The 11,964-nt window shown below is 40.1% G+C and carries 10 protein-coding genes; 3 read left to right on the top strand and 7 right to left on the bottom strand.

Going from position 1 to position 11,964, the window contains the following annotated elements; genetic code table 11:
* The first annotated feature begins 3 nt into the window (after positions 1 to 3).
* Positions 4 to 636 (top strand): carbonic anhydrase family protein, encoded by a 633-nt coding sequence (locus ACOMA7_RS03910; RefSeq protein ID WP_034531469.1) that lies wholly within the window; start codon positions 4 to 6, stop codon positions 634 to 636.
* 28 nt (positions 637 to 664) lie between these two features.
* Here ACOMA7_RS03910 and ACOMA7_RS03905 read toward each other — a convergent pair whose 3' ends face one another.
* From ACOMA7_RS03905 to ACOMA7_RS03890, 4 genes are all read right to left on the bottom strand, one after another.
* On the bottom strand, positions 665 to 1,021 hold the full coding sequence (locus tag ACOMA7_RS03905; protein ID WP_034531468.1) for a hypothetical protein: 357 nt from the start codon (positions 1,019 to 1,021) through the stop codon (positions 665 to 667).
* 32 nt (positions 1,022 to 1,053) lie between these two features.
* Positions 1,054 to 2,442 carry a flavocytochrome c gene (locus tag ACOMA7_RS03900; RefSeq protein ID WP_140999635.1) on the bottom strand — a complete coding sequence of 463 codons (1,389 nt, stop codon included), beginning with the start codon at positions 2,440 to 2,442 and terminating at the stop codon, positions 1,054 to 1,056.
* 76 nt (positions 2,443 to 2,518) lie between these two features.
* Positions 2,519 to 3,535, bottom strand: a complete 1,017-nt coding sequence (gene adhP / locus ACOMA7_RS03895) for an alcohol dehydrogenase AdhP (RefSeq protein ID WP_034535094.1) — start codon at positions 3,533 to 3,535, stop codon at positions 2,519 to 2,521.
* Between the two features lie 175 nt (positions 3,536 to 3,710).
* Complete coding sequence (locus tag ACOMA7_RS03890) at positions 3,711 to 4,616, bottom strand: EamA family transporter (protein WP_198177924.1); 906 nt, start codon at positions 4,614 to 4,616, stop codon at positions 3,711 to 3,713.
* Between the two features lie 129 nt (positions 4,617 to 4,745).
* Between ACOMA7_RS03890 and proB the strand changes: the two genes are divergently transcribed.
* Positions 4,746 to 5,561, top strand: coding sequence for a glutamate 5-kinase (gene proB, locus ACOMA7_RS03885; RefSeq protein WP_225426794.1), 816 nt, complete (start codon positions 4,746 to 4,748; stop codon positions 5,559 to 5,561).
* A complete protein-coding gene (locus ACOMA7_RS03880) occupies positions 5,554 to 6,798 on the top strand; it encodes a glutamate-5-semialdehyde dehydrogenase (protein WP_225426793.1) in 1,245 nt (414 codons plus the stop codon). Before proB ends, ACOMA7_RS03880 begins: the two co-directional genes overlap by 8 nt.
* A 52-nt stretch (positions 6,799 to 6,850) precedes the next feature.
* On the opposite strand, the gene guaA is transcribed toward ACOMA7_RS03880, so the two are convergent.
* From guaA to helD, 3 genes are all read right to left on the bottom strand, one after another.
* A complete protein-coding gene (guaA, locus tag ACOMA7_RS03875) occupies positions 6,851 to 8,398 on the bottom strand; it encodes a glutamine-hydrolyzing GMP synthase (protein ID WP_198177945.1) in 1,548 nt (515 codons plus the stop codon).
* 77 nt (positions 8,399 to 8,475) lie between these two features.
* Entirely contained in the window at positions 8,476 to 9,399 is a 924-nt protein-coding gene (gene coaA / locus ACOMA7_RS03870; protein WP_034531460.1) for a type I pantothenate kinase, read from the bottom strand.
* A 117-nt stretch (positions 9,400 to 9,516) separates the two neighbouring features.
* Complete coding sequence (gene helD, locus ACOMA7_RS03865) at positions 9,517 to 11,817, bottom strand: RNA polymerase recycling motor HelD (protein ID WP_053796807.1); 2,301 nt, start codon at positions 11,815 to 11,817, stop codon at positions 9,517 to 9,519.
* Positions 11,818 to 11,964: the final 147 nt, after the last annotated feature.

Raw genomic sequence — 11,964 nt, 5'->3', positions numbered from 1 at the left:
CATATGTTAGATTATAATGAACAAAATAATTGGGAGAATAACTTTGGTCACCTCCAATCACCAATTATGCTATCAACTCATGATAGTCAACATTTTGCTGATTATCTGCCAATTCATGCCAATGAGTTCTACCAATTAAATACAGAAATTGATGACCACACTACCATTCGTTTGACAGGAATGGGCTATGCAACCATATTTAATCGTGACTTTAAGTTCAAACAGGTGCACTTCCATGCTCCAGCAGAACATATCGTCGACGGTAAGGTTAATCCGATGGAAATCCATTTAGTTCATGAAAATGAAATCGGCCAGACCGTTGTGGTGGCATTATTTCCTACCTTAGGCAATGCCAATTCTGAGTTACAAGATATCATCAATAACTTTGAAGAAGGCAATCGCCACAATGTGTCATTAAAACTAACCAACTGGATTTCCAGTCTATCTACTGGTTTTCACTACCAAGGATCACTAACCACCCCACCTTTAACCGAAGGGATTGAATGGTTAGTCATCGATAATTCCAAACTAACGGTGAGTCCAAAGCAAGTCGATTGGTTCATCGCTCAATTTGGTAAAAACAATCGTGATTGCCAACCACTAAACGAAAGAAACGTTCAATATTACAACAAATAAAAAAGAAGCCGTAAATACGGCTTCTTTTTTAGATTTCATCAATTTCGCGTAGTAGCTTTTTGATTTGACCCTTTTGTTCTGCGTTTGGCTTTCCCTCACTAATATTCATGATATCTAATATTTGTTGACCATCATTAATGACGTCTTCTGTCTTAGAATTCATATTCTTTAGATAAGCTGTCATTAGGATGGTTTGTAGATGTTCCATCGCATCCTCATCACCGTTCATCGCACGTTTACCCATACGATGAATCAACATCTTAACATTGCGTAACTTACGCTTATTTTCAACATGTTGGTTGTAGTAAGGAAGAAATAATGCGACCACGACTGAAGATGCTTCGGCAATCGCTGCGACCCATTCTGCAATCTCTCCACTGTGCATATGTAAACCTCCTTTATTTATTTTTATCTATCTTATTTGTTTAAATACTTGAAAACTTGTTGACCAGCTTGGCGACCAAAGACGACGGTTTCAGCGATTGAGTTACCACCGATACGGTTGTTACCGTGCAAACCACCAGAAGTTTCTCCCGCCGCAAACAAACCATTGATCACGTCATCGTTGTCGTCTAGTACTTGGGTGAAGTGGTTAATCTTAATTCCACCCATGGTGTAATGAACGGCTGGCGCAATGTGAATGGCCATATAATCTGGATGAGTTAATTGACGGCTCATTCCAGTGGTACGGCCTAGGTCATCCTTGCCATTTTCAACGGATTGGTTCCACTTAGCAATCGTATCTGCCAACGTCTTTTCGTCGGCACCAATCTTTTCTGCTAGTTCTTCGATTGTATCACCGTGAATAACCATTCCCATGGAGTCATAGAACTTCACTGCTTGGGCGTGATTAACGACTTCTTCATCTAAGATTAAATAAGCATGCTTGGTGTCTTGTTGGTTGATTGCGTCGGTCACCTTTTGTCTCGTGTCCAATTCGTTAACGAAACGTTCACCCTTGGTGTTTACCAAGATGGCACCCTCACCACGAATGGCTTCACCAATCAAGAATGCGTGATCGTTATCTTGTTGAACGGTTGGATGGACTTGAATCTTGTCCATATCGACCAATGCAGCCCCAACGTCGGTGGCTAGTTTCAAACCATCCCCGGTTGCTCCTTCTTGGTTTGTGGTACGGTAGTGAGTCAAGTCATCACGGTATTGACCAATTAGTTGCTTGTTGGCACCAAAACCACCAGTAGCTAAAATGACCGCACCGGCAGTGATTGAGTGTTCATTACCATCGGCATCCTTGACTTCGACACCCGAGATGTCGGCACCATTCTTATCAATCTTGGTAACATCGACATTGTTGTAGACTTCGATACCCATCTTTTCGATGATTTGTAGAAAACTAGTGACTAGATAAGCTCCAATTGGTGCTTGTGAACTTGGGCGGTGAGTACGCTTGGTATTCATCGCACCGGTAATTGTTAAGTCATCTAGTTTGATATCATGTTGGGCTAACCAATCAACGGTTAACGCAGCGTGTTCGGTAAAGTATTTCAATAAATCAACGTTATTTTGTTTGCCACCACCGATATACGTGTCGTCATAGAAGTCTTGGAAACTATCTATCACGTGGTGTTGTAATTGAACGGAAGTTTCGGCAGCATTCATTCCAGAAGAAGCTCTGGTCGAGTTACCACCTAACTTATCCATCTTTTCTAATACGACTGGTTTTAGACCCAGTTCTGCAGCTTGAATTGCACTAATTAATCCTGTGGCACCAGAACCAACGATTGCTACATCGTATTGATCATTTAGTTCTTTGATGTCATTTGGATGAAAAATATATTTAGCCATAACCAAACCTCCTAATGTCATTATTTTAGTACAAAAAAAGCATTGTCCAAAAGACAATGCTTTAATTATTTAAAAATTATTTAGTAAAATCGATAACCATTCTACCAACAATCTTACCGTTCTTCATTTCGTCGATAACATCGTTGATTTCTGATAGCTTTCTAGTGTGAACGATTGGCTTAACCTTACCTTCAGCACCGAATTGGAAAGTTTCACGTAGGTCTTCTCTAGTACCAACTAGTGAACCTTCAACGTGGATTCCGTTCAATACAGTTTGGGCAATGTTTAGGTCCATATTACCTTTTGGTAGCGCAACGGCAACTAGGTGACCGTCTGGACGTAAAGCATTGATAGCTTGATCAAAGGCGATTGGGTTAACAGCAGTGATAACTGAAACGTGGGCACCACCGTTAGTTTCTTCCTTAACCTTTTCTGATAGGTTTTCTGAACGGTAGTCGATACCCTTCTTAGCACCTAATTCTTCGGCCTTTTCTAGGTTGTTACCACGAGCAACGGCAATAACGTTAGCACCGAATACGTTGTTGGCGAATTGAACACCTAGGTTACCTAAACCACCGGCTCCTACCATTTCAACCCATTGACCTGGCTTAGTGTGACCAACTTTTAGTGCCTTGTACATAGTAACTCCGGCACAAGTTAATGAAGTAGCTTCGATTGGGTCCAAACCTTCTGGAACCTTAACGGCGTACTTAGCATCAACAATTACTTGTTCAGCCATAGCACCGTCAACAGTGAAACCAGCATTCTTAACTTCACGACATAATGTTTCTCTACCACTTAGGCAGTATTCACAGTGACCGCATCCCTTGAAGAACCAAGCGATTGATACACGATCACCAATTTTTAGATTATCTACATCATCGGCAACTTGAATAACTTTACCTACACCTTCGTGACCGATAATACGGCCAGCTTGGTCACCAAAGTCTCCGTTGGCAACGTGTAAGTCGGTGTGGCACAAACCACAGTATTCAACTTGAACTAGAGCTTCACCATTTTCAATTGGGCGAAGTTCAACATCTTTAACATCTACATATCCATCTGAGTTGTCTCTTACTACTGCAGCTTTCATTGATAAAATCTCCTTCATAAATACAAACTTGATATTGTTTTCACATATAATGTAACACCATATTGTCCGATAATAAAGCGAAAAATAATAAATTTTTAATGACATTTTTATCATTTTACTCTAACATTGTGAAAGATATCACTATTCATAAGGGTTCTATCATTTTATAAAGTTTCTATTCTAATTTATTTTTCTGTGGTAACGCTTGAACAAATGCCATCATCAGAATTAATAACCCACCTATTACTTCAACAAAGGTTAGCTTTAGATGTAAAAAAGATACAGATAAAATCGCAGCAGTTAGCGGTTCAAACGAACTTAATGTTCCGGTTACCGCAGGTTCTAAATAATTTAGACTAGCGACATAGAATAAGTATGCAATCATGGTTCCTACGATTGTAATGAAAATCAATTCAAATATTAATGTTGGATTGATGTTTATGTGTGGTGTGTCAATTACGACGATTGGTTGAATAGGTAAGCTACCAAGTAACATTGCCCATCCACAGACTAATCTTGGATCATACTTATTTAAGAGTTTGATGGGAATCAGCGTACAGTTTGCACCCGCGATTCCAGCACAGATACCGAAGAATAATCCCAACTTAGAGATGGTTAATGATCCAAAGTCTCCCTTTGTCGCCAGTAAATATGTACCAACTACGGCTAAAATAATTGAAATAACGTCCAATCTAACAGGCAATTTACGCCTAGAAATCGAATAATAGATGATAATAAATACAGGGGTAGTAAATTGTAAAACAGTTGCAGTCGCTGCGTTACCAAACCTGACAGCTGATAAGTAGCTGAATTGCGACATCAACATTCCAAAGATGGCAAAACAAATTAATAAGCTTGCCTGACTTTTATCATGCCAAATCGTAAAAATGGAGCCACCAACGGTAATCTTGTATGTCAATAATAGTAGAATTCCTGCTAAAAACATTCTAATACCGACGACCCAAAGAACTGGTACGTGTTGCGTTAAGAACATGTAGTCAGCGACAGTTCCAGATGCTCCCCATGAAATACTACCTACAATTACCAATAAAAGCCCAGTTAATCTTCCCTTACCTGCCATAATTAACCCCCTTAATTTATATTAACGATTACAATACATCTAATCTATCTCTAATGCAATTTTAATTTACATATTGTTACTTTTTTCAAATTAAAGTAAACTAGTTTTAAAGAACAGGAGATCATGAATATGACAAGTAAATATAAACGAATTGTTGTGAAAATCGGGACTAGCTCCATCATCAATTCTGACAACAGTATTAATATGAAAACAATTCACACATTATCATCCGTGTTGAGTCAATTAAATCAAAGCGGCCACGAAGTTATCTTGGTCACTTCCGGAGCCGTTGGTGTCGGTATGAACACCATCGGATTAAAGACGCGTCCTACCGACATCGGTAAACTACAAGCCCTATCCGCGATTGGGCAAAGTGAACTAATGGACTTATACTCCGATAGTTTTAAAGAATCAGGCCAAACCGTGGCGCAACTACTATTAACACGCGACGTGGTTGACTATCCTAAGAGCAGTGAAAATGTACTTAAAACCATTAACACCCTTTTAGATGATAAGGTCATCCCCATCATCAACGAAAACGATGCCGTCTCAGTCGACGAATTCAATCATCAAACCAGCTTTGGTGAAAACGATCAACTAGCCGCCATTGTGACTAACTTTGTCGATGCGGACCTACTTATCATCCTATCAGACATCGACGGATTGTTCGATGCCAACCCGAAGGACAATCCGAACGCAAAACTACTATCATGGGTACCAGAAATTAGCGATGACTTGATGCAAGTTGCCGGTGACCACGGTTCACAATATGGAACCGGTGGCATGCAAACCAAACTAAACGCCGCCAAAACCATCTTGGATAACCACCGTAAGATGGCAATCCTAAATAGTGATGATCCATCAATCATCAACGACTTCATTTCTGGTCGCCCCGTTGGTACCTACTTTGGTGCCGAAGCTATGGAGGGTCGTACAAATGAATAAACAAGAATTAATTCAATTAGGCAAAAGCGCTAAAAAAGCCAGTTTTCAATCAGCTGGCCTATCTACCACTACTAAGAACGATATCTTAAAACAATTCGCCAAGGCAATTGTCGATAAGACCGATGAGATTATCGCTGCCAACCAAAAGGATTTACAAAATCCTCAAATCGAATCCAAGTTCATTGACCGTTTAAAACTAGACAAAAAACGTATTTCAGACATGGCCAACGGATTACTAAAATTGGTCGGACTAGCTGATCCTACCGCTAAAATTGATGGCGGATGGGAAACCGAAGACGGTCTTAGAATCGTCAAACAACGCGTTCCACTTGGTGTTGCCGGTATTATCTATGAAGCCAGACCCAACGTAACAATCGATGCCGCCGGACTTTGTTTTAAATCCGGTAACGCCGTCATACTACGTGGTGGGAAAGAATCAATCAACTCTAACGTCATCTTGGCCGATATCTTACGTGATGTCTTAAAACAAAACGGCTTAGACGCAAACATGATTCAAGTCATCAATGATCCATCCCATGAACTGGCTCAAGAATTCATGGAACTAAACGATTACGTTGATGTTTTAATCCCCCGCGGAAGTGCCCGCTTAATCCAAACCGTTTTAAACAACGCCACTGTTCCAGTGATTGAAACCGGTGCTGGCAACTGCCACATCTACGTTGATAAGGATGCCGACAAACAAATGGCACGAAACATCATCATCAATGGTAAGGTGCAACGCCCTTCCGTATGTAATGCCACCGAAAAGGTATTAATCCATAAAGATGTCGCAAATAACTACCTACCAGACATCATCAGTGATTTACGAGAACGTGGTGTTGAGGTCCGCGGTGACGAAGCTACTCGTTCAATCGTAAACGACGTCATCCCGGCTACCACAGAGGACTGGGACACAGAATACAATGCCCTAATCATCTCCATTAAGGTAGTTGATTCCAAACAAGCAGCCATTGATCACATCAACGAACATGGAACCCACCACTCCGAAGTAATCGTTTCTAACGACTATGCTGCAGGAGTACAATTCCAACAACAAGTTGATGCCGCCTGTGTTTACGTCAACGCCTCATCTCGTTTCACCGATGGTTTTGAATTTGGTTTTGGTGCCGAAATCGGTATATCGACTCAAAAACTCCACGCCAGAGGCCCAATGGGACTAGAAGCACTAACTTCATACAAATACGTCATTAACGGTGACGGACAAACAAGAAAGTAAATACAAAAAGAGCTCAACAGCAATTGTTGAGCTCTTTTTATTTAGGAACTTATTATTCCCATTCAATTGTCGAAGGTGGCTTACTAGTAATATCGTATACTACACGGTTTACCCCTTCTACTTCGTTTGTGATCTTAGTTGATATTTCTGATAAGACATCCCAAGGAATCTTAGCGAAATCAGCAGTCATTCCATCAATGGAATTAACGGCACGGATAGCGATGGTGTAGTCGTAAGTACGACCGTCACCCATCACACCAACACTTCTAAAACCAGGTAGAATGGTGAAGTATTGCCAAATATCCTTATCTAATCCAGCAGCGGCAATTTCGCGACGTAGGATGTAGTCACTGTTTCTAACAATTTCTAGCTTGTCTTCAGTAACTTCACCGATAACACGAATACCTAGACCAGGACCTGGGAATGGTTGACGCCATACTAAGTAGTCTGGCATCCCCATTTCTTCACCCAAGCGTCTAGTTTCGTCCTTGAATAATGAACGAACTGGTTCGATTAGTTTGAATTGTAGGTCTTCTGGTAGACCACCAACGTTATGGTGAGACTTGATAGTTTCAGCAGTGTTAGTACCACTTTCAATAACGTCAGTGTATAGAGTACCTTGAGCTAAGAAATCAACGTCCTTAAGCTTCAAGGCTTCTTCATTGAAGACTTCGATAAATTCATTACCGATAATCTTTCTCTTTTGTTCAGGATCAGTAACACCGGATAACTTTTCTAAGAAACGTTTGCTTGCATCAACTTGGATGATGTTTAGACCAAACTTACCTTCTAGACTATCCATTACTTCCTTCACTTCGTTCTTACGAAGTAGACCGTGGTCAACAAAGATACAAGTTAGTTGATCACCAATGGCCTTGTTCAATAACACACCGGTTACACTTGAATCTACCCCACCGGATAGACCTAAAATAACCTTTTTGTCGCCAACTTCTTCTCTGATTTGCTTGATTTGTAAGTCAATAAAGTCATTCATTGACCAGTTAGCTTCTGCGCCACAAACGTTAAACACGAAGTTCTTTAGGATGTCAGTACCGTATTTGGTATTTCTAACTTCCGCATGGAATTGAATTCCATAGAACTTTCTAGCGGTATCTTGCATTGCAGTAATTGGGCAACCATCAGCAGTTGCCACATTTTCAAAGCCATCTGGAACCTTACGTACAAGGTCTCCATGACTCATCCAAACTGGTTCTTCCTTAGGCAAATCTTTGAATAGTTCCGCATTATCAGAGGTAATGTCGATGTCAGCGTGACCATATTGTCCATGGTCTTCTCCATCAACTTGTCCTCCACCTAGGTTATATGCCATTAGTTGCATACCATAACAGATACCTAGAATTGGAATATTCATTTCGAAAATTTTAGGATCAACAGTTAAAGCATCTTCTGCGTACACACTGTTAGGACCCCCAGAGAAGATAATCCCTTTAGGGTTAAAAGCCTTGATTTCGTCGATGGTCATATCATGGGGCTTTAGTTCAGAATATACACCAAAATCACGAATACGACGGGTGATTAATTGGTTGTATTGACTTCCGAAGTCAAGCACCAAGATTTTATCAAACGATGATAAATCCATTTCAGCCAAACCATTCACTCTCCAATCATTAAATTGTATTTATCATACATAGAAAAATGAATGGCGTCAAATTAAATCTAATACTTTCTAAACAAAATTTTATCGATACGATGATTGTCTGTTTTGTGAATAATTAAGTCCGCCCTAGTCTTGGTAGGCTTAATATTTTCCAGCAAATTAGGTAAATTAATTTGTTGCCAAACATCCTTGGCAGTCTCGATGGCCTTCTTACGATCCGTATGAGCCATTTCATAGTAGTAGTTAGATGGATTTTGGAATGCGGTATCCATTAGCTCTTCGAAACGTTCAATGTACCATTGTTCAATCAAGTCATCATCGGCATCGATGTAGATTGAGAAGTCGGTAAAGTCGGAAACGTAGATTTGTTGGTTACTTGGTAATTGTAACGTGTTAATCCCTTCGATAATCAAGACATCCGGTTGGTCGATAATATCAAACTTATCTGGAATGATATCGTAAACGTCATGTGAGTAGACCGGTGCTTTGACGTTGTGCTTACCAGACTTCACTTCGTTTAAGAAGTTAATCAATGACTTCATGTCATAACTTTCTGGAAATCCTTTTCTGTCCATGATACCACGACGTTTTAATTCAGCGGAATTATACAAGAATCCATCGGTAGTGATTAATTGGATTTTCTTGTCTTCGAAGTATCTTGATAGCAATACTTCCAATAATCTGGCGGTAGTAGACTTACCAACGGCCACACTTCCGGAAATCCCGATGATAAATGGCACCTTTCTGTCTTGTTTATCCAAAAAGGCGGTCTTAGTCTTTTGCCATTGGTTGAAGTTTTGGGTACATAGGTCCAACAAATGAACAATGGGAATGTAGACGTCGCGCACGTCTTGAATTGAAATTTCATCGTTAAAGGCCTTGATTTGTTTTAGCCCGTCGGTAGTAACGGGAATCGAGCGTAACTTGTATAAGTCCTTCCACTCGTCTTTCTTAAATGCGTAGTAATTGATTGGATCTGACAATTTTACGCCTCCGTTCAAATAAAAGTAGTACGTCCATAATACCACCGAACATCTTAGAAACGACAAAAAAGCGCCTAATCCCTATGGATAGGCGCTTTTATTTGTTACTAATTGCAATTATTGTAAATCATATAAATCGCTAGGTACGACATCAAACAAGTGAGTTGGTTTTCCTTCAGCGATAATTGTTAGTTCATGCATGGCACGAGTACAGATTGTGTAAACCAATTGACGGTCTGCTTCGTCACCAAAATGTTTGTCATCTGCGTCAAACATGACCACAGAGTCAAATTCTAGCCCTTTAGCAAGGTAAGCAGGTATTACTAGGGTTCCAGTAGTCAAACGTTGGTTCTCGGTCTGTATAAGCGTATTTTTTACGTTTCTGTCGTCTAATTGTTCGGATAATAACTTCGCATCAGCCAAAGTTTTGACAATAATGGCTGTTGTATCGTGTTTTTCCTTATCATTATCGATTCTAGCGACTAATTTATCGAGAGCAGCATCCCTATTTTCAACCACTTGCATGACCGGTTTGTCACCAACACGCGCGAATGATTCGATTTGGCTACCGCCTTCTAGAATGTGCTTAGTGAAGTCAGTGATTTGTTCAGTTGAACGGTATGACTTAGTAAGTTGCACAACGTTAGTCTTTTCAGGATCAAACATGGTCGATAGTTCTGATAGCAATGTATGACTATTTTCATGAGTGAAGATAGCTTGGTTCAAGTCCCCTAGTAGTGTGAAACGAGCACGTGGGAATGTGAACTTCATAAATGCCATTTGGAATGCGGTGTAGTCTTGGACTTCATCAATGAATAGGTACTTGATATCAGTCTTAGGACGTTTACCTGAGATACGGTCAAATAGGTATAGGTATACTGAAACATCTGACATTGAGATGTGACCGTTCTTCATTTGGTTGATTGAAGCATCAACTGACTTGGTCCAGTCTTCCTTGGTTAGGTCGTACTTGGATAAGTCGATTAGGTTTGGCACGTTTCTTAAGAAGTGCACTAGTTGGTTGTTAACCCCTAGGAAACGACCGTGGACGATTTGTTTTCTAATACGCTTAAAGGCACCGATAACGATGTGTCTTGCTAGGAAGTCGAATTCCTTATCTGCGTTTTCGAATTCGTCTGGATGGGCGTTTTGCACGGCTTGAATTTGTTCTCTACTCAAGTCTTGGACCGCTTGTTCTACCCAAGGCTTCTTCATTTCGACTTTAACACGACGGTTCAAAATCTTAATCAAGCGTTCCTTGGTTGCGTCTAGACGGTTTCTTAGGTTGTAGTTTTCATTGAAGCTGTAGTAGATTTCTGCAATTTGTTCCTTTGAGATAAAGATATCGTCTTGGAACTTCAAGTTCTTGAACTTCATGTCTTCACTGTTCAAGTGGTTAGTGTAGGCAGTTTCAGCCTTGAAGAATTCTAGACTGTTCTTTAGGTTGTTGATGTTTCTTAGTTTCTTGTCTTCTGAATTATCTTCTTCGAAACGTTCTGAAAGAGTTTCAACCTTGAACTTAGGCACACGCAAACTACTGTATTGGTAGTAAGTCATTTGCACCATGTTTTGTTCACCCAATTCAGGCAACACTTGGTTGATGTAATCATTGAACAATTGGTTAGGTGAGAACAATACAACTTGCGCTGAGCTTAGTTTCCCTCTGTATTGGTACAATAGGAAGGCAACACGTTGCAATACCGCAGCGGTCTTACCAGAACCGGCAGCACCTTGTACGAATAACAAGTCTGACTTGGTATCTCTGATAATCTTGTTTTGTTCTCTTTGGATGGTAGTAACGATACTCTTCATCTTGGTATTGGACTTACCATTTAGGTTATCCAATAGCATTTGATCCCCAACTACTTGGTCGGTATCAAAGATGGTTTCAATCTTGCCATCCTTGATTTGGAATTGACGCTTCAAAGTCACGTTAACGGTTTGTTCACCCATTGGTGTGTGGTAGGTCAATTTACCAATTTTACTATCGTAGTAGATACTCGAAATTGGAGCACGCCAGTCATAAATCAAGTAGTGATCTGGGCTATCGGCAAAAGAACCTAAACCGATATAAATAGTTTCTGCCTTGTGTTCGCCTTCTTCTTCGAAGTCTAGACGAGCAAAGTAAGGACGTTCTTGCATCTTAGCAAGTTTGTCGTATTCCTTAGTTGCATGTTTCCAACTATTTTCACGTTCTTCTAGCATTTGTTGTTGTTGACGAATGGAGACTGATGTTTCCATCATTCCAGAATAAGTACTGGTCTTCAAACGCACATCATTATAGAAGTTTTTATTAATATCGTGTTCATCTTTTTCGGCACGATTAATTTTCTTAACGGCTTCAGCTTTGGCAACTTCGACCTTGGCTAAAACATCATTTAAGTGTTTTTGTTCTTGTTCTTTAATTGATTCAGACATTTGAGCTACGCTCCTATCTTAAAATTTGGTTATTAATTTTAGCACATATATGATAGAAAGAAAAGCAAATCGAGGCTTAACCTAATCTTTTCTCTACGCCTGCCATATATGATAAAATGTAGACATACAAATATGTCAGGAGGTTTT

This window comes from Apilactobacillus intestinapis, from assembly GCF_049166695.1.
Taxonomy (GTDB): Bacteria; Bacillota; Bacilli; order Lactobacillales; family Lactobacillaceae; genus Apilactobacillus; species Apilactobacillus kunkeei_C.
The sequence above is the reverse complement of the archived record's forward strand: the minus strand, read 5'-3'. Positions and strand labels throughout refer to the sequence as shown.